Source organism: Ligilactobacillus salitolerans, from assembly GCF_003864415.1.
GTDB lineage: Bacteria > Bacillota > Bacilli > Lactobacillales > Lactobacillaceae > Ligilactobacillus > Ligilactobacillus salitolerans.
Genome location: NZ_BFFP01000018.1, coordinates 1 through 20,354, shown reverse-complemented (window position 1 = coordinate 20,354; position 20,354 = coordinate 1). Strand labels below are relative to the sequence as shown.

At 48.1% G+C, this 20,354-nt stretch carries 16 protein-coding genes, 1 pseudogene and 1 other annotated feature; of the genes and pseudogenes, 14 read left to right on the top strand and 3 right to left on the bottom strand.

Annotated features, from left to right (window positions below; genetic code table 11):
• Positions 1 to 37 precede the first annotated feature (37 nt).
• The 7 genes and pseudogenes from LFYK43_RS06240 to LFYK43_RS06210 all read left to right on the top strand — a co-directional run bounded on the left by LFYK43_RS06240 (position 38) and on the right by LFYK43_RS06210 (position 10,589).
• Positions 38 to 301 (top strand): hypothetical protein, encoded by a 264-nt coding sequence (locus tag LFYK43_RS06240; protein WP_124976514.1) that lies wholly within the window; start codon positions 38 to 40, stop codon positions 299 to 301.
• Positions 302 to 480: 179 nt separating this feature from the next.
• Positions 481 to 1,839: a T7SS effector LXG polymorphic toxin gene (locus LFYK43_RS06235; RefSeq protein ID WP_124976512.1), complete on the top strand. Its 1,359-nt coding sequence runs from the start codon at positions 481 to 483 to the stop codon at positions 1,837 to 1,839.
• Positions 1,832 to 2,662, top strand: a complete 831-nt coding sequence (locus tag LFYK43_RS06230; protein WP_124976510.1) for a hypothetical protein — start codon at positions 1,832 to 1,834, stop codon at positions 2,660 to 2,662. Before LFYK43_RS06235 ends, LFYK43_RS06230 begins: the two co-directional genes overlap by 8 nt.
• Positions 2,662 to 2,958, top strand: a complete 297-nt coding sequence (locus tag LFYK43_RS06225; protein WP_124976508.1) for a DUF4176 domain-containing protein — start codon at positions 2,662 to 2,664, stop codon at positions 2,956 to 2,958. Before LFYK43_RS06230 ends, LFYK43_RS06225 begins: the two co-directional genes overlap by 1 nt.
• A 183-nt stretch (positions 2,959 to 3,141) precedes the next feature.
• Positions 3,142 to 3,866, top strand: a pseudogene (locus tag LFYK43_RS06220) (FtsK/SpoIIIE domain-containing protein); the annotation flags it as partial.
• 826 nt (positions 3,867 to 4,692) lie between these two features.
• Positions 4,693 to 9,132, top strand: a complete 4,440-nt coding sequence (gene gltB, locus LFYK43_RS06215; protein WP_124976506.1) for a glutamate synthase large subunit — start codon at positions 4,693 to 4,695, stop codon at positions 9,130 to 9,132.
• A gap of 14 nt (positions 9,133 to 9,146) precedes the next feature.
• Positions 9,147 to 10,589, top strand: a complete 1,443-nt coding sequence (locus LFYK43_RS06210) for a glutamate synthase subunit beta (protein ID WP_124976504.1) — start codon at positions 9,147 to 9,149, stop codon at positions 10,587 to 10,589.
• A gap of 512 nt (positions 10,590 to 11,101) precedes the next feature.
• Here the strand turns inward: LFYK43_RS06210 and LFYK43_RS06205 are convergent.
• Positions 11,102 to 12,175, bottom strand: a complete 1,074-nt coding sequence (locus tag LFYK43_RS06205) for an NAD(P)-dependent alcohol dehydrogenase (RefSeq protein WP_124976502.1) — start codon at positions 12,173 to 12,175, stop codon at positions 11,102 to 11,104.
• Between the two features lie 153 nt (positions 12,176 to 12,328).
• Between LFYK43_RS06205 and LFYK43_RS06200 the strand changes: the two genes are divergently transcribed.
• The 4 genes from LFYK43_RS06200 (at position 12,329) to brnQ (ending at position 15,641) form a co-directional block, all read left to right on the top strand.
• Positions 12,329 to 12,541, top strand: coding sequence for an SHOCT domain-containing protein (locus LFYK43_RS06200; protein WP_124976501.1), 213 nt, complete (start codon positions 12,329 to 12,331; stop codon positions 12,539 to 12,541).
• Between the two features lie 144 nt (positions 12,542 to 12,685).
• On the top strand, positions 12,686 to 13,186 hold the full coding sequence (locus tag LFYK43_RS06195) for a hypothetical protein (RefSeq protein ID WP_124976499.1): 501 nt from the start codon (positions 12,686 to 12,688) through the stop codon (positions 13,184 to 13,186).
• A gap of 32 nt (positions 13,187 to 13,218) precedes the next feature.
• Positions 13,219 to 13,857: an NAD(P)-dependent oxidoreductase gene (locus tag LFYK43_RS06190; RefSeq protein ID WP_124976497.1), complete on the top strand. Its 639-nt coding sequence runs from the start codon at positions 13,219 to 13,221 to the stop codon at positions 13,855 to 13,857.
• A 70-nt stretch (positions 13,858 to 13,927) separates the two neighbouring features.
• Positions 13,928 to 14,191 (top strand) — a binding site (T-box leader).
• 70 nt (positions 14,192 to 14,261) lie between these two features.
• The gene (gene brnQ, locus LFYK43_RS06185; RefSeq protein ID WP_124976495.1) at positions 14,262 to 15,641 is read left to right on the top strand and encodes a branched-chain amino acid transport system II carrier protein; all 1,380 of its coding nucleotides are present in this window, start codon (positions 14,262 to 14,264) and stop codon (positions 15,639 to 15,641) included.
• Positions 15,642 to 16,063: 422 nt separating this feature from the next.
• On the opposite strand, the gene LFYK43_RS06180 is transcribed toward brnQ, so the two are convergent.
• Positions 16,064 to 17,128: a tRNA dihydrouridine synthase gene (locus tag LFYK43_RS06180; protein WP_124976493.1), complete on the bottom strand. Its 1,065-nt coding sequence runs from the start codon at positions 17,126 to 17,128 to the stop codon at positions 16,064 to 16,066.
• 202 nt (positions 17,129 to 17,330) lie between these two features.
• On the opposite strand from LFYK43_RS06180, the gene LFYK43_RS06175 reads away from it, so the two are divergent.
• The 3 genes from LFYK43_RS06175 to LFYK43_RS06165 all read left to right on the top strand — a co-directional run bounded on the left by LFYK43_RS06175 (position 17,331) and on the right by LFYK43_RS06165 (position 20,071).
• Entirely contained in the window at positions 17,331 to 17,987 is a 657-nt protein-coding gene (locus LFYK43_RS06175; RefSeq protein ID WP_158609200.1) for a DUF4767 domain-containing protein, read from the top strand.
• A 100-nt stretch (positions 17,988 to 18,087) separates the two neighbouring features.
• Entirely contained in the window at positions 18,088 to 18,561 is a 474-nt protein-coding gene (locus LFYK43_RS06170) for a PH domain-containing protein (protein ID WP_124976489.1), read from the top strand.
• Positions 18,551 to 20,071 (top strand): PH domain-containing protein, encoded by a 1,521-nt coding sequence (locus LFYK43_RS06165; protein WP_124976487.1) that lies wholly within the window; start codon positions 18,551 to 18,553, stop codon positions 20,069 to 20,071. Before LFYK43_RS06170 ends, LFYK43_RS06165 begins: the two co-directional genes overlap by 11 nt.
• A 93-nt stretch (positions 20,072 to 20,164) precedes the next feature.
• On the opposite strand, the gene LFYK43_RS12550 is transcribed toward LFYK43_RS06165, so the two are convergent.
• On the bottom strand, positions 20,165 to 20,354 hold a 190-nt coding region (locus LFYK43_RS12550; protein WP_158609199.1), incomplete at its 5' end, for a hypothetical protein.

Genomic DNA, 20,354 nt, shown 5'->3' with positions numbered 1-20,354 from the left:
AAGCTTCTTCATACATAGGAATAAGGGGAGTAAAAAGATGATCGATAATATACTGGATGCAGTTAATATGAAAATCAAAAAATGGCAAAGTTTTGTGATCAATGTGTTGGCTTTGCTGAGTGCCATTTTGTTCTATTTCGTCGCAATCACGTTCACCGGTATTCGCCCATTGGCTAAGTGGGGCTGTGCCGCATGTTTCCTAGTAGTTGATGTTGGGAGCAGAGAAGTTCTGCTGTCGTATCGGAAACGACATGATTTGCCAATCGAATATGATGAGGAAGAGAATCAAGAAGACAAGTAGTTCACAATTGTTCAGAAAATGACACAATTAAATACACAAGAGCTACATAGAGTGGACAAACAAAAAGATGAGCTACAAGCACAAATTAAGGATGCAAAAACAAATTTGAAGTCCGTTGCCAGCAGCGATGCCTTAGCTGGCAAAGTCAAAGATACGATCTTAGCCGGCATCAGTTACCCTTGCTGCAAAATTATTATGATGTACTATTCCGTCTCTATGATTCCTATGATAAGGAATTGGAGAAGTTTAAAGCCACGGTCCATGAAAATGATGAGACAGCTTTGATCGACACAGACTCATTTGGACCGGTTAAAAATAAATTTTCGACAGCCGAAACGGACTTCGCGGACTTGGAAAGGCAGTTTAAGCAAGCCTATGCCAACATTGAAGACATCGTAAGTGTGAAAAATCCCAGCAGCAGCCGCTATATCCAAGAGCTGCACAATACCAAGAAGGTGCTGACGAACACGGAAAAATGGCTGGGCGAGATCAACGGCGACAAGCTGGGAACAGGAGCTTTGGACTTGTTGGCAGATCAAAAGAAAGAGCTGCAGCAATTATCCCAGACCAAAGGTCAGAGTTTCACGGCTGCTGGAGCTAAAGCAATTTATATCGATCCGGACTTTAAGATGCAAGTTAAAGATAGCCATGCTGTCACAACTAAACTGGAGAAACAAGCAGCGGATACTCATAAAGCTCAAGTCGAAAAAGAAGGCTTTATGACAGCATTGATCAACGGAGACTTGTCGGCCAAAGACATCGACGAGATTTGTACAAACGTTAATGGCAGATACGACTATGTGCGAGGGATTGTCAGCACCTTCGGTTCACCGGTCACACTAAAATCATTCCAGAAGTATGGCAAATCAGGCAGAAAAGCGGACGATCTGTTAATGAAAGACTTTCGGGACCTCAAGCAGGTCTTGCGTAAACATCCAGACAACAAGTACGCGCAGGCGGCTTTGAAAAAGATGGGCAAAGGCAGCTTTAATCAGTTCCTGAAAGGAAAGCCAAGCAAAATGAAAGACTTTGTGAAATCCTGGCAGAAATACGAAAAGGTCGAAGGCTGGGTCAAGAACAGAACAGGGAAAGTCAGCGAGATGGCTGGCAAGTACTTGCCGAAGGTCAAAGGGTTCGGAAAGCTGGCTAAAGTCGGCGGTTGGACCACGATGGGTGTCAGTGCTGGCATTGACACGGGTACCAGCTTTGTGGACAAGAATAGTAAGGGTTACCATAGTGTTGGAAAATCTGTGATCCATGCAGGAATCAATTCTGTTAAAAATATTGGTCCTGTTACTGGCGCAATTGCTGGTGCAAAGATAGGTGCTTACTTCCCAGGCGGTGCAGCAATTGGAGCTGGAGCTGGTTTGGTAATTGGAGAAGGATTGAAAATTTGGGGTGCAGTAAGTCCAAAAACCAAGAAAAAGGTATTTGATTTTGTCGAGAAGGGCAGCGATAAAATTTATGATAAAACGATTGGAAAAGCAGTCAAAAAAATAAGCTTACCAGGTTTTAGAAGAGGTGTGAGATTTGCGTAAAAGTATATTTAAAGCTAGTTATCAAGAATCAACAGGGCTTGTCACAAACAAGCAGCTCAAGTTAACTCCTGAAGGTTTTCAATACATGAAGTTTAGGAAAAGAATTCCAATGCCCTTACTTGTTATTCTTTTGATGGCACCAGCTACTTATATGGTTGGTGTAGTAATGCCTGTTGCAATAAGCGATGGTGAAAATAATTTTTCTCATGTGATGGCCAGGTACGGGACGGTTTTTAGTAATCCAATCAAGATCATAATAATTATTTGGATTATTTTGTCGCTTTTATTTTTAATTCAACGTAAAAACTATGGTGTTTATGTCATAGATGCGTTCGTCACTTTTTTACCATTTGTTCTTTCAGTTGCATTAGCAATTTTTGACCTTCTTTTTGGGGTCTCTGTTGCGGGTGTAGGCTTAGTAGGTAGTACAGTGCTGGTCATTGCTGGAGTGATATATATTTTCTCTGCTATTTTTAACATGAATCAAGGCATTAAAGCTTCAATGTACGGGACAAAGAAAAAAGTTATCCCGTTTAAATGGTATATATTCACTACAGTTGTTGCACTTGTTTTGACAGTTGCCAGCTCTTTGATTTTTAGCCCAAAAGAATTTAACTTGTTGTTGTATGTCATTTCATTTGGTTTATTGATTGTTTGTGCTCTCATCGCTTTTCTAAGTGAATATATGATTCGGATGTTCGTTGCATTTTATTACTTCGCAAAATATGGAGAGCAGTACAAGCAAAAATTCAAGATTACTGATGAACAATGGTATGGCCCAAGCAAAGCTAAAAGACTGGCAAAGAAGAAAGGAAAAAGATAATGACAGAAAATAAAGAGAAACTTTTACCGCTAGGCAGTATTGTGTACTTGGAAGAAGGCACGGTTAAGTTAATGATCGTTGGTCGTGGCGCGGTTTTTGATGATGAAGGAACCCAAAAATATTCGGACTATGTGGCTGTGGAATACCCTGCCGGCATTGACCCCGAGAGCGCTTTGTTTTTCAAAAACGAAGATATTGATAAAGTAGTCTTTCGCGGTTATGAGGACAATGAAGAAGAACGATACCTAGAAGTTTACCGTGATTGGGAAAAAGGGCTGGATATCCCTAAGAAATAAGAGATAGAAAAACATAAGTGAACTTTGATGGGACTGGGGCAAGGCAAAAAATCTAGACTTAGAAATAAAAATTGCGGCAGAAAATTAGGCAGGAAATTCTATTTTGTCGTAATTTTTTTATTGTCTGCAATTTAATTGCTTAAGGATGATTTTGTTCCAGTTCTTTACATAATAATTTAAGCCAGCATTCGCGCCGAACTCCAGAAACGGCAAAAGTTGTTTCGCCAATATGGGGTCAACCATATCAACGGTTACACCAAGCTCTATAAGCAGGGCAAGACGATCACGGATCCAAAAGAAAAGCAGCAGTACCCGGATAAGCCGCTGCCGCACCTTTTCTTGATCTCCGATGAATTTGCCGAATTGAAGGCCAACGAACCGGATTTCATGACTGAACTGGTCTCGACTGCCCGGATCGGCCGTTCGCTAGGTGTTCACTTGATCTTGGCAACGCAGAAACCAAGCGGGGTCGTGGATGACCAGATCTGGTCCAACTCGCACTTCAAGTTAGCCTTGAAGGTTTCGGATCCCAGTGACTCCAACGAGATTATCAAGACTCCGGATGCCGCCACGATCACCCAACCTGGCCGGGCCTACTTGCAGGTCGGCAATAACGAGATCTACGAGCTTTTCCAGAGTGCATGGAGCGGCGCGGATTACGTGCCCAACCGGACGAAAACAAGATCGATGAGCGGATCTGGCTGATCAACGACTACGGCCAGGCAGAATTGCTGACGCCGGATCTGTCTTCAGCCGAGGACTACCAGGTCAAAGGAGCAACGGCTGAGACACTGACACAATTGGAAGCAATCGTGGGACAGATCGCGCAGCACGCCAAAGACGTTCACGCCGCCTTGCCGGATAAACCGTGGCTGCCGCCGCTAGATAAGCAGATCCCGACACCAGTCATTGATCCGCCTAGATTATGATTGGAGCAATCGCCACAATATGGCAACATCGCTTCTTCTAAGAAGTGATGAATTGTTTTGCGGAAATGTAAAATTATAATGAGAACTAACAGATTTCAGCAATAATTTAGGAGAAAAATAGGGCAATTGAACAATTTTTATAGAACAAGCGTTTCCTAAAATGAAAGCGTATGCTAAAATTATTCTAGGCGTTGCAAGAGGGTTTGATCACCCGACTGTTGTGTTTAGTAATTGTAGCGTGACTGTACACCCCTCAACTATTCTAGATTATGGAGGTGGGAGTTATGCTGATTAGAGAAAGACTGGGGGAGCAGGCACGCTTGACGTAGCCTTTGTGATTATCGCGCTGGGTAAGTTTTTCATAGATCTTGCCCAAGCATATGCGATAATAAAAAAAGCTAATCATAAAGATTAGCTTAACCCTAGTCACTCTAGATTACGATTGGAGTTATCGGACACGACCCGGTAGCTCCTCTTCTTTTATAATAATAACTATTTTTGTTTTAAAAAGCAAACCAGTTGGTTTGGATAGACCAATTTTTGTGAAAAGCTGACTGAATCAGGAATAATAAGAGAAATGCTGCTGAACCAATGTGTGAGGCAGCATTTTTGGTGTCCTCGTTATTTAAAAATTGGCTTTCAATCAGATATTTTTTTCAATAAATTTTCCAAATAGGATTGTGCATTAAAAATATATGAGTAAAATGAGAGTTAACTAAAATTAAATCCTTCACAATAATGTGGTGCACAACGTAAATTTGCGAACAGTTTTGATATGGAAACAATAACGAGGAGCTGACCAATCATGAGAAAAACTAAGAATTTGTTATACGATCCACGTTATGAACACGATGCTTGCGGCATGGGATTTATTGCACATATTGACGGCAGGCAGGACCATGAGCTGATCGAACAGGCTTTGACGATGTTGGAACGGATGAATCATCGTGGCGGGACAGGTTCTGAGCCTGACAGCGGGGACGGTGCTGGTGTTTTGCTGCAGCTGCCGGATACATTTTTCCGCCAAGAAGCTGACCGCTTGGGCTTTCATTTGCCGCAAGCTGGTGATTACGCTGTTGCTCAGTTATTTTTGCCCCAAGAAAATAGCAATAAAGAAACCATGCTTGCTTCAGTGCGCCATGAGATCACCGGCTTTGGCTTGAAGGTCCTCGGTCAACGGGACGTGCCCTTCGTCTATGATGCCTGCGGACCGACAGCCCGCGCCAGCATGCCGGGTTTTGCGCAAGTCTTTATTGAGCGGCCGGTAGAATCTGCGGCGGGACGTGAATTTGAAAACTTGCTATACCGCTTGCGTCGTCATTTGGAAGGTACATATCAAAGCGATAACTTCTCGATCTCTAGTTTATCTGCGCAAACGATCGTTTATAAGGGCATGCTGCATGCCTATCAGGTCGCGCTTTTTTACCCTGACTTAAGTGACCCGGCAGTCAAAAGCGCGATCGCCCTGGTGCATTCACGTTTTTCAACCAATACATTTCCGAGCTGGAAACGGGCGCAGCCTTATCGTTTCTTGGCCCATAATGGCGAGATCAATACTTTGAAAGGCAACGAAAATTGGATGAAGTCGCACGGCATCGAACTCTACGATCCAGAGGACTCCGATTCGGCCAAATTAGAAAACTGCATGGAATTTTTGTATCGCAAAGGACGCGACATTCCTGAAGACTTGTTGATGCTTATCCAAGAAACCCAGACCAACCACCATCTGTCTGCAAAAAGACTGGCTTTCGATGAATATCATGCTAGCTTCGTCACCCCGTGGGATGGACCGGCCGCGCTCTGCTTTACTGACGGGATCCAGGTCGGAGCCTTCTTAGATCGGAACGGTTTACGGCCATCCCATTACACCGTGGATGACCAGCAGACGATCGTGGCTGCTTCCGAATCAGGGGTGGTCGATATCGCTCCGGAAAGTGTCCGCTTAAAAGGAGTCTTGGGGCCCAACGACATGCTTTTGGTCGACACCGCGCTTGGCAAACTAATGTTGACTGACGAGATCAAGGAAAAATATGCCCAAGCTCATCCTTACCAGGAGTGGCTGGAGGAAGAACAGCTGACTTTGGAAGAGCTGCCGCAACCCGATGTCCATGAGGATCTGTCTCAAGCAGCCTTGGAAACGCTGTGGCGGCGTCATGGTTACACTGATGACATCATTCGCGAGGCGATCTTGCCGATGGCGCAAAAAGGTGAAGATCCGATCATTTCGATGGGCTTTGATTCCCCTTTGGCCGTTTTAAGTGAAAAGTCCCAGTCTTTATTTACTTATTTCAAAGAAGAATTCGCCCAGGTCACTAATCCGCCAATCGACGCGATCCGTGAAGAACACGTCATCAATACGCAAGTATATTTGGGCAAGGACGCAGATGTCAGTCAGGCAGTTCCAGAAAACGCCCGCAAGGTCAAGCTTGACTCGCCGTTTTTGACAACGCCAGAATTTGCCAAGCTCAAACACTTGAACTTGCCAGGCTTTAAAACAGCGACTCTTTCGTTAGCTTATGACAAAGACACGCTGGCTAACGGGAGGCTGGAAAAGGCTCTGGCCCGAATGTTTAAACAAGCCGAAGAAGCGATCGACGACGGGGCTTCGCTCTTGATTTTGACCGACCGGGACGTGACCGCTAATTCGCTGTTGATCCCAGTTTTGCTGGCAGTGGGCGGCTTAAATAACTATTTGATCAATAAGAACATTCGCAGCCAAGCGACCCTGATCGTGGATACGGGCGAAGCGTGTGAGATCCATCATTACGCTGCCTTATTAGGTTATGGCGCGTCGGCAATTCATCCCTACGGCGCTTATGCCACCATCGTGTCATTTGGCATGGAAGAACAGCTGCCGACTTATCTGCATGCTTGTGTTAAGGGCATCGTCAAAGTCATGAGCCGGATGGGGATCTCAACCATCAACGGTTATCAAAGCGCGCAGCTTTTTGAGGCGGTGGGACTTGACCAAGCCTTATGCGACCAGTATTTCACCGGCACACCAAGCCGGATCGGCGGGATCGGCCTGAACGAGATCGAAGCAGAATACCTAGAGCGTTATCAAAGCGCCTATGGCCCGAGTGCCAAAGACGCCTTGCCCTCCGGAGGAAGTTTCAAATTCCGCGCGGATGGTGAAAAGCACATCTTCGAGCCACTGACGATCTTCAAATTTCAACAAGCCGTTAGGACCGGTGACTATCAACTATTCCAAGAATATGTGCAGGAAGTCAATGACCAAGAAGAAAAACACCCCAAGAACCTGCGGGCCATGTGGGACCTTAAGGGGCACCACGAAGCGCTGCCGTTATCTGAAGTTGAGCCGGCAGAGGCGATCATTCAGCGTTTTAAGGCCGGCGCGATGAGTTTCGGCGCGCTTTCGCAAGAAGCCCATGAAACGATCGCCCAGGCGATGAATGAACTTGGCGCCAAAAGCAACAGCGGTGAGGGCGGCGAAGCGGCTGAGCGTTATTCTCGTCCGACAAACAGCGCGATCAAGCAGGTTGCTTCCGGGCGCTTTGGTGTCAATGCCGAGTACTTGATGAGTGCCAGCGAGATCCAGATCAAGATGGCGCAGGGGGCCAAGCCGGGTGAAGGCGGGCAGCTGGCAGCCAACAAGAATTATCCGTGGATCGCCGAATGCCGCGGCGCGACTCCCGGCGTGCGGCTGATCTCACCGCCGCCGCACCATGATATTTACTCGATCGAAGACTTAAAACAGCTGATCTATGATCTGCATGCCGTTAATCCAGCGGCTAAGATCACCGTCAAATTGGTGGCTTCCAGTGGGGTCGGGACGATTGCTGCCGGCGTGGTCAAGGCCGGCGCAGACAAGGTCGCGATCTGCGGCTACGATGGCGGGACCGGGGCGGCGCCTAGAACTTCAGTCCGCGATGCCGGTTTGCCGTGGGAGATCGGTTTGGCAGATGCCCATCAGACGCTTTCGCTGAATCACTTACGCCAGCGCACGACCTTGGAGACTGACGGCAAATTAATGACTGGACGCGACATCGCGGTGGCTGCCCTGTTGGGGGCCGAAGAATTTAGCTTTGGTTCTCTGACACTCTGTGCGGTGGGCTGCATCATGATGCGTGTCTGTTCGTTAAACACGTGTCCGGTCGGGATCTGCACCCAAGATCCGCGCTTACGGCGCCATTTCGCCGGCAAACCGGAGCACGTCAAGAACATGATGAAATTCTTAGCCGAAGACCTGCGTTCTGTGATGGCAGAATTGGGCTATCATTCCCTCGATCAGATGGTCGGGCATACAGAAGACTTAAAGCCGCGCTTTGTCGCTAAGGGGAAGGCACGCTCGCTGAACTACGATCAGATCTTAAACAGCCAGTTTACGATCGAGCGCAAGTATCACGGACGCAAGCAGGATAACGTTGCTGCTAATGAATTGGATGCATTTGCCCAAAGTGCCCTGGAGGCAGGACAGCCGGTCAAAGTTGACCTGCCGATCGACAACACCCAACGCGCAGTCGGGAGCCGGATCGGCGGCTGGATCGCCCAGCGCTTCGGCGACCATGGTTTGGCAGCGGGCAAGATCAGTTTTAATTACCAGGGAGTGGCCGGTCAAAGTTTCGGCGCCTTTATTCCGCAAGGACTGGCTTTAAAGCTGCAAGGCGAAGCCAATGATTATGTTGGCAAAGGATTGTGCGGCGGACGGCTCGTGATCGCTTCTCCGGATAATGCCCGCGAAATGTACAGTCAAGCTACGATCGTCGGCAACGTTGCCTGCTTTGGCGCTACTTCCGGTGAAGCCTACTTTAACGGGCGCGCTGGCGAGCGTTTCTGTGTCCGCAATTCAGGCGCGGATGTCGTCGTGGAAGGCATTGGCGACCACGGCTGTGAATATATGACAGACGGACACGTGGTTGTCTTGGGTCAGACTGGACGCAATTTTGGCGCCGGCATGTCCGGCGGACTAGCCTATGTTTATGATCCAGAGCACATATTTGAAAGCAGAGTCAACGAAGAAATGGTCAGCTTGTATACTTTGAAGGAGCAAAAGGATCTGGAGATCGTTGTGGACCTGCTGCAAAAGCACGTTGAGTTTACCGGTTCGCTCAAGGCCAGCCAGATTTTGGCCAACTGGAAGCAAGCCAGCCGGGATTTCGTGAAGGTCTACCCGAATGATTACCATAAGATCAACTCAACAGTCAAAGAACTGCGGGCTCAGGGTGTCAAGCAAGACCAGCTGTTGGAAGAAGCGTTTGAACAAGTTGTCGCAAACGACAAGTAAAGGTGGTGGCGCGAATGTCAGATCCAAGAGGATTTATGAAGTATGAGAGAAAAGATAACCCGTTCCGTCCGATTGGCGAGCGGATCAAAGACTTTAATGAATTAGAGGACGAACTGGACGAAAAAGAACGCCGCAAACAAGCGGCACGCTGCATGAATTGCGGTGTGGCTCACTGCCACCATGGGATCTTCTTTGACGGGCGGCTGGTCGGCGGCTGTCCCAATGATAACCTGATCCCGGAATGGAACGATTTGGTTTCGCTTGAGCAAGATCGGATGGCATTTGATCGTCTGACTAAAACCAACCCGTTGGCTGAATTTACGGGGCTGGTCTGTCCAGCGCCCTGTGAGTTGAGCTGTAACGAGGCACTGAACGGGCAGGGGATCACGATCCGCAACAACGAGCACTTTATTATCGAAAAAGGATTTGCCAACGGCTGGGTCAAAGACCAAGGCAAACCAGTCCAAAAAAATGGCTTGAAAGTCGCAGTCATTGGTTCGGGGCCAGCCGGTTTAGCGGCGGCCTGGCGCCTGACTCAGCTGGGTTATAGCGTTTCGGTCTATGAAAAAGCGGACCGTCCCGGCGGCTTATTGATGTATGGCATTCCGAACATGAAGCTGCCTAAAGAAATGGTGGCACGGCGGGTCAAGATCATGGAGGAACTAGGTGTTTTGTTCCACCTGCAGACCGAAGTCGGCGTGGATGTGACACTAGAAGAACTAAAAAGCGAGTATCTGCGTGTTCTGGTCTGCATTGGCGCTGAAAAGCCGCGTGATTTGCCGGTCAACGGGCGCAACTTAGGCGGGATCGAGTTTGCTGTCGACTTTTTAGCGCAAGTGACGCGCGACCTTTTGGCAGGCAAGCAGAACTTGCAGCAGACTTTGAAGGGCAAAAACGTCTTGGTCGTGGGCGGCGGCGATACCGGCAACGACTGTATCGGAACGGCGGTCCGTTTGGGCGCGGCCTCGATCTATCAAGTTGACAACCACCCGGAACCGTTGCTGAAACGCAAGCCGGACAACCCATGGCCGGAATATCCGCGGGTCAAAAAAGTCGGCTATGGGCAAGCGGAAGCCCAAGAGGTTTTCAACCAACGGATCACCGAATACGAGCGGACCGTGATCGGCTTTACCGGCAGCAACGGTCAAGTCAAGCACGCACAGCTGGCAGTAGTCAAGAACCATGAGCCGGAGCAAAGGGTCAAAAAGACGCTGCCTGTCGATTTGGTCTTGCTGGCGATGGGATTTGCCGGACCACGTGATGATATGCTGGATAATTTCGAGATCCAAGCGACTGATCCGCACAGCCGGCATGACTATTCGACCAATGACGAGCAGGTTTTCATTGCTGGTGATGCACGGCGCGGCAGCAGTCTGGTGATCTGGGCGTTTAACGAAGGAAAATTAGCCGCCCAGGCTTTGGCAGAGTCGTTGAAAACAGGAACTGCGGTTCTCTAAAATTTGAAAAATACGAGAAGCAGGAGATCAGAAGTGGTCTGCTGTTTTTTTAATTAAATGCGAATTGCAGGGGAGATAATTGGCTTTTCAAATGAAAGAGGAGCAATTGGTTGGTTATTAAGTCAAAGACCAACCGAAAGAGGAGCAATTGGTTGGTTATTAAGCTAAAGACCAACCGAAAGAGGAGCAATTGGTTGGTTATTAAGCTAAAGACCAACCAAAAGAGAAGCAATCGGTTGGTTATTAAGTAAAGACCAGCCGAAAGAGCAGTAATTGGTTGGTTATTAAGCCAAAGACCAACCGAAAGAGGAGTAATTGGTTGGTTATTAAGCTAAAGACCAACCAAAAGAGGAGCAATTGGTTGGTTATTAAGCTAAAGACCAACCGAAAGAGCAGTAATTGGTTGGTCTTTTCAAAATTTCGTCAAGACAAACTGCCTCTTCTTGGCTTTGAAAGAGCTAAGTATCTCAAGGCAAATAAAAAGCCGGCGGCCACCGGCTTTTTCAATAAAGCTATTTGTCTCTTAATTTTTCATTTGGATAAATAATGACCTTCAACGAATCGCTTTTGCCAGTCTTGGTTCGTTCAAAAGCAGCCTGTGTTTCATCCAGACTGTAAAAGTCTGTCAGCAGCTGCTCGGCTTCTTGCATGTGCTCGTGTAAGATCTTGATTGCCAACGGGTAGGTGTTGGCGTAGCGGAAGATCCCGAAAATCTGCGGCTCGTAAGTCGTCATGAACATAATGTCGAGCGGTGCAGTATCGTGGGTCGGCATGCCGACATAGGCGATCTTGCCAGCACGTTTCAAGGTCAGCAAGGCGTCGCTTTCGGCGTGGTTATTACCGGATGCTTCGATGACGTAGTCGGCACCGTCACCAGCGGTTAGTGCTTTGACCGCCTCTTTGACGTCTTGTTTGGTAACATCGATCGTATCGGTGGCTCCCATCTTCAGAGCCATTTCTAAACGGCTGGGTTCAGCATCACTGGCAATGATCTTGCTTGCGCCAAAAGTGCGGGCAGCCAGGATGCTCAATAATCCGACCGGACCGGAACCGGAAATGAAGACGGTACTGCCGGGCTGGATATCCATTAGCTGCGCGGCGTGGATCGAAACAGAGAAGGGTTCGCTTAATGAGCCGATCTCATAGGACATATCAGCTGGCAAATGATACACGAATTCTGCCGGCCAGGTGATGTATTGGGTCAAATCACCGTTGACTGGCGGCGTTGCCATAAACTGCACGTCAGGGCACAGATTATATTTTCCGGTCCGACAGTACTCGCATTTGCCGCACGGGACACCAGGTTCTAGGGCAACTCGGTCACCGACTTGAAAATCAGTGACCTCGCTGCCGACCCCAATGATCTGGCCCGCGCTTTCATGACCTAAGATCAGTGGTTCTTTGACCACGAAATCTCCTAAGCGCCCGGTATCATAGGAATGGACATCCGACCCGCAGATCCCGACCGCCATGACCTTGACCAAGACATCTGTTGGACCGACCGGCTTAATAGGTGTTTCTTTGAGCTGAACGTCATTGACTTTTTCCAAAACAGCACTTCTGGAGCTTGTAGGTAAATCTGACATTAAACTACTTCCTTTCGTGAATTCACAGCATATCAATCGTTTTCATTTTAACAAAAAAATCGCCTCTATTTCTAATGAAATGGTCAATTAAAATGTTTCAAAATTTTAGCTAAGTGTTTTACAATGCAAGTGAAGAGGAAGGAGTGTTGAACTATGCTGCATTGCGGCAGTGCTTGGACTTTCATGGGACAGATGGGCTTAGGTTGGTTTTTCTGGGGGTTTGTCATCTTATTGCTTGTCGGCGTGATTTTCTATTGGCGGCACCAACATTCGCAAGCTGAGCAGATCCTGGATGAAAGGTACGCTCGCGGCGAGCTGAATGAAGATGAGTATTTGCACCGCAAGAAGACTTTGAACAAACACTAGATTGTTGGATCAAAGCGACTTTTGGCTGCTGCATTGTTTCAAGAAAATCAGAATAAAGCACGAAAAGCAGCCTGGCGCGGGCTGTTTTTCTTTTGCCGTTCAGATATAATAACAATAAGTATGTAAAGTTGGAGGTTCAGTTTTTTGGGGAAGAATTCTTTGTTTACGCTGCGAGTAGGCGGGTATAAAAAGTCCGAGTTAATAGAGCTGCTCAAGCAAAATGACATTCGGCTCAACCAGCACGGGCGAGATCTATTGGCTGACAGCTGCTTTGGTTTATCTAAAAAGCAGCACAAAGTCAAGGTGCTTGTTGTTCCCGTGGCGTCCTTGGGCTTGCCGCTTGGCGGGACGCTGGCTGAGATCTATGCCGCGGCTGACAAACTGAGTTTAGGGCGTTGTTCTTTGGAAACAGCGGTCTATTTTCGACTCCAGTGGCAGAGTCAGCCTAACAGCCAGAACAGTGTGATGCATGCTCACAAAGCTCCAGAAGGGGCAGTGACGGTCGCTGCGAAAATCAACGGCGCCAGAGCAGTACAGGGCTTTTACCTCAGGAAAGTTGCTGGTGAACTCTGGCTGCGCGGTTATAGTTGTGACAATTCTTTTGTGTTTGAACCGGAAGACCAGTTTGCTTTTCAAGTCAGCTAGAACGATTTTGAAAGAAGAAAGGTGAGAAAATAATGCAGATCACAGTTTTTGGAGCGAGCGGAAAAACAGGGTTACAGGTAGTTAAACAGGCTTTAGAGCGCGGCTATCAGGTCGTGGCATACGTTAGAAATCCGATGAAACTGAAGTTGATTGACCCTAAATTGCGCGTGGTTCAGGGACAATTAGAGGATCAAGCTGCTGTTCAAGCGGCAATTTCAGGCAGTGATGCTGTGATCAGCGCGCTTGGTCCTGCTGGCAAGCCCGCCAGTGATGCACAGCTTAGTTTAGGGATCGCTAACATTTTGACGGCGTTAAAAGAACTGGGAGTGAAGCGTTTTGTAGCCTTGTCCACTACCAGCGCCCAGGACCAGCAGGATATCGATGGCCCGCGCTTCAAGTTTAGACGAAAAATGATCCAAAAGGGCAGCCCGAGTTCTTACGAGCAGATCGTGAAGTATACAGAGTTGGTGCGTCGCTCCGATTGTGATTGGACTTTGTTGCGGATTGCCTCGCTTTTGACCGATAAGCCTCTGACCAAAAGCGTGCACGTGGGGTATTTGGGCAAGGATCAGCTGCAGGCAAAACTGTCTCGGGCTAACTTAGCCTGGTTCATGTTAGAGCAGCTCGATCAGACAGATTTGATTCGGCAGGCCCCGGCGATCAGCGATTAAAAAAAGATTAAAAATAGCTGTTGACATTTTAATTCGATGCGACTAAACTAAGTTTCAATAATTCAAACAGACAAAGACAGTGCGTAGAAGAGTAGTTAGCGTCAACAACTCGAAGAGAGCTTCAGGCTGGTGGGATGAAGCAGTTGTAACGCTGATGAAAGTAATCTATAAGTCGCAGCTATGATGTTAAGGGTAGTAGCTGATGGGAATGCGCCCATTATCGCAATGGAGTATCGCGGAAGCCAGCTTGTGCTGGGAGAGCGCCGTACTTTTTAAGGCAGCTATTGCGAAGTAGTTGTGAACATAGGTGGTAACACGTGAAAACGTCCTTGATCAGTCAAATGATCAAGGACGTTTTTTTTGGCTGAAATTGCGCTAGTTTGAAAAATGAGGAGGAAATGATGATGCAGGAAAATAGTAAATTATCGCACAAGCAGTACATTATTTTAGCTTCACTTTTATTCGGATTATTCTTTGGGGCGGGGAATTTGATTTTTCCGATCCATCTGGGTCAGATGGCTGGATCTAATTGGCTGGCGGCGACCAGTGGTTTTTTGATCTCGGCAATTTTGTTACCGCTGTGCTCGATTTTGGCGATCAGCAACACAAAAAGCAATAGCATGTACGACTTGGCTTTGCCGGCAGGAAAGAACTTTGCCTTGCTTTTTCTGATCTTGACCCATGCATCCCTGGGGTTGCTGGTGGCGTCACCGCGGACCGCCACGGTGACGTTTTCGATGGGGGTGCAGCCCTTTATTCCCCGATCCTGGCTTCACGCTAGTTTACTGGTCTTCTCATTCTTATTTTTCGCGGCGGTTTTCCTGTTAGCCTACGATCAAAACAGCATTACCCGCAATGTCGGCAAAATTTTGAATCCGTTGCTGATCTTGCTGTTAGCTGGACTGTTCTTTGTTGCCTTTGTGCTCAAGGGCAAAGATATTGCTGCATTGCCGTTTCTGTCTGCTGGAGCCAAAAGTACCGGCAACTTCATCACCGGTTTTTTGGAAGGCTATAACACGATGGATGCCTTGGCGGGGCTGGGGTTTGGCGTGACGATCGTGGCGGCGCTGCGGAACTTTGGCCAAAGCGATTCAAGACTGCGCTCACGTTCAGTTGGTAAAATAGGAGCTTTGACGATGGGCTTTGAAGCTTTGATCTACCTGGCGCTGATCGTCTTGGGAGCTGCCAGTCTCGGTTACATGAAAATGACTGCGGAAGGCGGCAGTGCCTTTACCGTGATCATGCGCCACTATACCGGCATGATCGGCGCGGCGTTACTAGCTGCTTTAACTTTGCTGGCCTGCTTGACGACAGCCATTGGCTTGATCACGTCTTTGGCACAGGACTTAAGCCGCCGTTTTCCTCAGGTCGGTTACCATCGTTGCTTGTTCGGTGCCGCAGCGATCTCATTTCTGATTGCAAACTTCGGCTTGGAGCAGATCATCGCTTATTCCTCTCCGTTACTGAGTTTTTTGTACCCGTTAGCGATTGCGCTAATCCTGCTGGGTTTAATGGCACCGCTGATTGGCCAGAACAAGATCATTTACAAAACGACGATCACGTTGACGATGATCCCGGCAATTTTGGATCTGATCCATACTTTGCCGCCGGTATTTGCCCAGACCACTCTGATCTCCAGTTTCGATAGTTGGGCTGGGAAGACGATCCTGTTGTATAATGTCGGGTTGGATTTCTTGCCGTTTATGTTGGCTGGCCTCTTGTTAGGCTGGCTGCTGTCCAAATTTAAGCAAGATAAAACAGTGGCTGAAACTAGTGAGATTTAATTGAATACAAAAGAGAGCCTAGGACTCAAGGGGACTTGAGATGCTAGGCTCTTAGTTTTGAGATTTATAAATTCCAATTTTAAGGGTTGAAGCTTGGACCTTAAATCGATGAAGTTTGGTCCAAGAATGCAACTCTTGGACCTAGAAACAGCAAAGTAATGTCCGAGCTCCTAAGGTCGGCCACAAGTTTAGCAAAGTAACGTCCGAGCTTCCGAGGTCGGCCATAAGTCTGGCAAAGTAACGTCCGAGCTGCTGAGGTCGGCTATAAGTTTGGCAAAGAAACGTCCGAGCTGCTGAGGTCGGACATAAGTTTGGCAAAGAAGCGTCCGAGCTCCTAAGGTCGGCCATAAGTTTGGCAAAGAAACGTCCGAGCTCGAGACACTCGGCAGTTTGAATTCGGTTCACCCTCACAAATAGGCAGGTTATTCTTCCGGAGCGATGGCAATTTCCTGCTCAGTTGCATAAGCGGCCGCCTGCTGGTCAAAATGATCCAGCAACTCGCGGGCTTCAGCTGTACTGTTGCTTTCCATCAGCGCGATCCGCAGATCCGAAGCATAGTTGAAATGGCGCACATAAATTTTAAAGAAGCGGCGCAGCTTGCGGAAGTTCAGCGGACCGTAAGCTGCGTTGAATTGATCGTACAGATCCAGCTGCATCCGCAGGAGACTCAAGGTCTCTTCCAATGTGTGCTCGCGGGGGACGTCTTCGAAGGCAAAGGGGTTTTCGAAGATCCCGCGCCCGATCATGATCCCGTCGACGCCAGGGTGCTGGCGCACCAGTTCCAAACCAGCGGCCCGATCCTTGATGTCGCCGTTGATCTGCAGCAGAGTGTTGGGCGCGATTTGATCGCGGAGTTCGACTAAACGATCAATGTATTCATAGTGCGCCGGAACTTTGGACATTTCTTTGCGGGAACGAACGTGCACCGTTAACAGCGGGATATCTTGTTCTAGCAAAAATGGGATCCAAGTTTCAAAAGTCTCCAGCTGGTTGAACCCGAGCCGTGTTTTGACCGAAACGGGCAGCCCAGCAGTTTTGGCGCCGGCAATCACTGCCGCGGCGTCATCGAAGTGGCGAATCATGTCCGAGCCGCCGCCGTTTTTAATGATCGTGCCGGACGGGCAGCCCATGTTGATATCCAAGGCTTGATAACCGTGTTCTTTTAAGTCTTGGCTGGCAGTTTCAAAATCGATCTTGCGGTTTCCCCAGATCTGGGCGATCGGCATCTTTTCGTTTTCCGCAACATGTAAGCGGACCTGCGCCGAAAACTTGGCTTTCGGGTGGGTGATGCTGCGGGCATTGGTGAATTCCGTGAAATAGACATCTGGCCCGCCGGCATGGGCGACGACACGCCGGAAGACAGAATCCGTCACAGCTTCCATCGGAGCCATCGAGAAGAATGGGATCTTCTCTAAGCCCGGAACTGCCGGATGTTTTTGTGCTTCTTCAATGACATTTTGCCAGTAGGCAGATTTTACATGAACCATGGTTAATTTCCTCTTTCAATCAAACTTGAGTTAGTTGTCCAAAATCTTTTAATTCTAACTTTACCATATTAGCCGTATTTGACTTTTTTTTCAAGAAACTTACATTTATATAGTCGGTTAATTGGCGTTTGAGTTTGTAAACCGTTTTCAATTTTTGCCCAAATTTGATATCCTAATGGTGAAAGGAAAGGGGGAGTTTCATTTGAAGAAGCAAGTTGCAGGCACCCTGGTACTCTTGGCCGCATTGCTGGCCGGCTGCGGCAAATCTGCTGATCAGACAGACGAAACCGCCAGTTCCAAACAGCCTAAGACCGAAGTCAAGGATAAGCAGAGTTCAAAAAGTTCCGCTCAGGCTGAATCCAGTTCGAGCGCGGCTAGTTCTAGTTCTGCGAAAGAAAGTTCGTCGGCAAGTCAAACGCAGGCCATGTGGAATCCAAGCAAAGCCCAACAGCTCAAGCAGTTCATGGGCCGCTTTAGTCAAAAAATGAACCAGCAGTATCAAGCTTATCAGCCTGGAAATAATGTCAATTTTTACGGATTGCAGATCCCAGATGATGTCTTAAATCATAAAAATGGGTCCCAAGCTTCGATCGGTGAGCGGCCGATCAACGTCAAATGGTCGACTAATGGTCAAGCAGGTGATGGTGTCTATAGTCTGGTGGCGGTTTATTCGGATGCCAAAGACCAGTCTTATGGCAACCAGCACGTTTATTTCTTCACCATTGTCGATGGCGAGCCTCAAGTGCTGATCACCATGCAAAATCAAGGCATGCCGCATAATTACCTGCATTTTAGTGAGACCAAAAATCAAGAGCTGCGGCAAGAATTTGCCCAACTCGTCAGTGAAAAAGATATGTAATGTCAACCAAATAAGGACCGGAGCAGGTCAAAGTACCTGCTCTTTTTAATTTAAAATGTTATCTTATTATCAAATAGTTTAAATTTAGAGGAGGATGAGCATGGAAAATTGGCAGCAGCTGCCGGTCAAGATCAAACAGGTCTGGCGACTTGAGGTGGGGATCTCTTTAGTGGTCGGGTTAATTTTAGCCGCCGGCATGTTTTTTGCCGTGTATTTTTGGCACTGGGCGCAGTGGCTGAATTACATCATTGTTCCATTGACACTGCTGGATTGCGGGATCGAGTCGGCCTTGATCCCCTATCGCTATCGTTTCTGGCGTTACCAGATCACAGCCAGCGACGTGGAGATCGAAGCGGGCTTTTTTTGGCACAAACAAGTCGCCATCCCGATCTCGCGGATCCAAAATGTGACCCTGGAAGCTGGGCCGTTGCTGCAATTGTTTGGCTTGCAAAAGGTCAAGGTCGAAACGGCAGCGGCAGCGCACGAAATTTCAGGGGTACTGCCAAAACAAGCAGAACTTCTGAAAAAGCAGATCATGGAACTGGCACAAGAGGGGGAGGATAATGACAGCTAAGCGACTTCATCCAGCGGCATTGCTGTATTTTTGTTATCAAACGACCAAAAACGCCTTGGGCTGGCTGCTGATCATGCTGGTCTTCAACCTTGACATGCTCAAGTCGCCCTGGTTTTGGTGGATAGCTCTTGGACTTTTGCTTTTGGTCATTACGGCTTCCGCAATCAAATACTGGCGGTTTACATATGAAATGAATGATTTGGAACTCTCGATCAACTCAGGCTTATTGTTTCAAAAGCACCTCCACATTGCTTACAGCAAGATCCAGACAATGCAGACTCAGCAGTGGTTTTACCTGCGGCCGTTTGGGCTGGTCAGCCTGCAGATCGAGACTTCGGGTCATTCCGAGGACAAGGCTGAGGCTGTCTTACCGGTGATTTCTCGGGCTATCGTTGAGCAGATCCAGGAGCTGCGTTTTCCTAAGCAACAGTCAATTCCTAATGAGACAGCCAACCCACGCGTAGAAAGCCAGCCAGATGATTCGGCCAGCCTCAGCAGCGAAACTCAACCAGATGAGACAAAAAGCCCCAGCACAGTCAGCCGACCGGTTAAAATTGGTGCGCATTATCGGATCAAATGGGATGATTTAAATCTTTATGCCTTGACCTCGCTGGCTTTTTTGCCGCTGCTTTTGGGCTTGGTCACAATTTATAACCGGGTTTCTGATACCGTTCCGCAGAAATATTTGGATTCGGCTCTGACCTTTGTGGCACATGAAAGCCTGCTAGTCTTGAGCAGTTTGCTGTTTATCACGCTTTTGTTAAGCCTCTTGTTTTCATATCTGCTGGTCATCAACCGCTATTTTCACTTTGAGCTGGTCCAAGAAGGAAAAAGGCTCAAGACCAGTCGCGGGCTGATGCAGACTAAGGAAGTTGCGACACCGGTCAAAAAAGTTCAAGCGGTCATCAGTTCGCAGACGCTCTTGCGTCAGTGGCTGAAGTTAGCGACAGTTGAAGCAGTCCTAGCATCACAGGCGGGTTCGGATGAAAAAGATGAGGCAGGCTTGGTCTTGCTGCCCGTGCTCAAACGCTCGCAAGTCCTCGTGCAAACGAGCCGCTTTGTCTCCTGGCTGCCGGCTAAAGAACCGCATGTCTTTATGACAGCAGAAGGCGGACGGTGGCGGATCATCCGCAACGCGGTCTGGTTTCCAGCCGTGGTGACTTTAGCTAGTGCCATCTTATTTTGGCCCTACGGCTTGTTAGGTTTGCTGGTAGTTTTGTATGCCTGCTTGTGCGGCGTATATTCCGCGCGAAATAACGGACTCAGTCAGGGACAAGGCAACTTACTGGTTGCCAAAACCGCGCGCTTTTTGTCCCGCAAAACTTTTTTCTTACCGCGCGAGAAGATCCAAGCAGTGACGCTCAAGCAGACGGTCTGGATGAAAAAAGCCGGCTTGACCACGGTTGAATTGACCTTGCGGGCCGGCAACAGTGCACGGTACGTGGAGGTCAGGTATTTGAGTACGCAAGTCGCCCAAGCAGTGTATCGCTGGTACCGGCAGGGCGGTTAATAATAAAAAAGTGTCCGCGGCTCTTTTTATAGCCGGGGGCACTCTTACTTTCTGGGCTAGTTTTAGGGGAATCGACTCCAGGCAGTATTGCTCTTAGTCTGTGGTGAACTTAACTGCCCAGTCCTTATCGTCTTGTTCAATATGTTCGGCGGCTTGTTTTAGTCCCTTGATCAAATTATCGATCCGTTCCAGATTCTGATCGACTAATTGATTGGAAGCTTCGATCTTGTCCAAATCAACATGATACTTGGGCTCCAAATGATGTCGTTCCACGACCTCCGCC

What these genes read in the sequence shown, in the direction of transcription:
- LFYK43_RS06240 (WP_124976514.1), top strand. Translation starts at nt 38, where the DNA reads ATGATCGATAATATACTGGATGCAGTTAATATGAAAATCAAAAAATGG.
- LFYK43_RS06225 (WP_124976508.1), top strand. Translation starts at nt 2,662, where the DNA reads ATGACAGAAAATAAAGAGAAACTTTTACCGCTAGGCAGTATTGTGTAC.
- gltB (WP_124976506.1), top strand. Translation starts at nt 4,693, where the DNA reads ATGAGAAAAACTAAGAATTTGTTATACGATCCACGTTATGAACACGAT.
- LFYK43_RS06210 (WP_124976504.1), top strand. Translation starts at nt 9,147, where the DNA reads ATGTCAGATCCAAGAGGATTTATGAAGTATGAGAGAAAAGATAACCCG.
- LFYK43_RS06205 (WP_124976502.1), bottom strand. Translation starts at nt 12,175, where the DNA reads ATGTCAGATTTACCTACAAGCTCCAGAAGTGCTGTTTTGGAAAAAGTC.
- LFYK43_RS06200 (WP_124976501.1), top strand. Translation starts at nt 12,329, where the DNA reads ATGCTGCATTGCGGCAGTGCTTGGACTTTCATGGGACAGATGGGCTTA.
- LFYK43_RS06190 (WP_124976497.1), top strand. Translation starts at nt 13,219, where the DNA reads ATGCAGATCACAGTTTTTGGAGCGAGCGGAAAAACAGGGTTACAGGTA.
- brnQ (WP_124976495.1), top strand. Translation starts at nt 14,262, where the DNA reads ATGCAGGAAAATAGTAAATTATCGCACAAGCAGTACATTATTTTAGCT.
- LFYK43_RS06180 (WP_124976493.1), bottom strand. Translation starts at nt 17,128, where the DNA reads ATGGTTCATGTAAAATCTGCCTACTGGCAAAATGTCATTGAAGAAGCA.
- LFYK43_RS06170 (WP_124976489.1), top strand. Translation starts at nt 18,088, where the DNA reads ATGGAAAATTGGCAGCAGCTGCCGGTCAAGATCAAACAGGTCTGGCGA.
- LFYK43_RS06165 (WP_124976487.1), top strand. Translation starts at nt 18,551, where the DNA reads ATGACAGCTAAGCGACTTCATCCAGCGGCATTGCTGTATTTTTGTTAT.